Source organism: Vibrio sp. 704, assembly GCF_033339295.1.
Genome location: NZ_JAWOUH010001076.1, coordinates 1 through 505, shown reverse-complemented (window position 1 = coordinate 505; position 505 = coordinate 1). Strand labels below are relative to the sequence as shown.

The 505-nt window shown below is 43.0% G+C and carries 1 protein-coding gene; it reads left to right on the top strand.

Annotated elements, in window-relative coordinates; translation table 11 throughout:
- Positions 1-210 precede the first annotated feature (210 nt).
- The coding region (locus tag R7R24_RS30730; RefSeq protein WP_318120716.1) for a 4Fe-4S cluster-binding domain-containing protein at positions 211-505 on the top strand (295 nt) is incomplete at its 3' end.

Genomic DNA, 505 nt, shown 5'->3' with positions numbered 1-505 from the left:
GTTTAATAACGTGCCGTCCATGTCTAGGGCGATCAGTTTGTACATCTTTACTTACCTTAAAATAATGGGAACCTGAGTATGAAACTACAAAATGGGCTATTTTAACAATTAATTTTTGGTTTGAATTGACCTAGACACGCCTCTCCATTAAGGTCTTCGCCTCGAAGTTTTATGAGTTAAGTGAGTTCTGCGTTGTATAAGCTAAATGAGATGTTTGAAACCATCCAAGGGGAAGGGATCTTTACTGGTGTTCCTGCCGTTTTCGTTCGCTTGCAAGAGTGCCCAGTGGGGTGCAGTTGGTGTGATACAAAACAAACGTGGGATGCCGAAGAAAAGGATCTGCGTCCTATTGGTGATATTTTGGTGAAGACGGAAGATTCTCCGACTTGGTGCACGGCATCGGCTGAAGACATCGTAGAACAATACAAACAGCAAGGCTTTAATGCGAAGCATATTGTTATCACTGGTGGTGAACCGTGTATTTACGATTTGCGTCCGTTGAGCA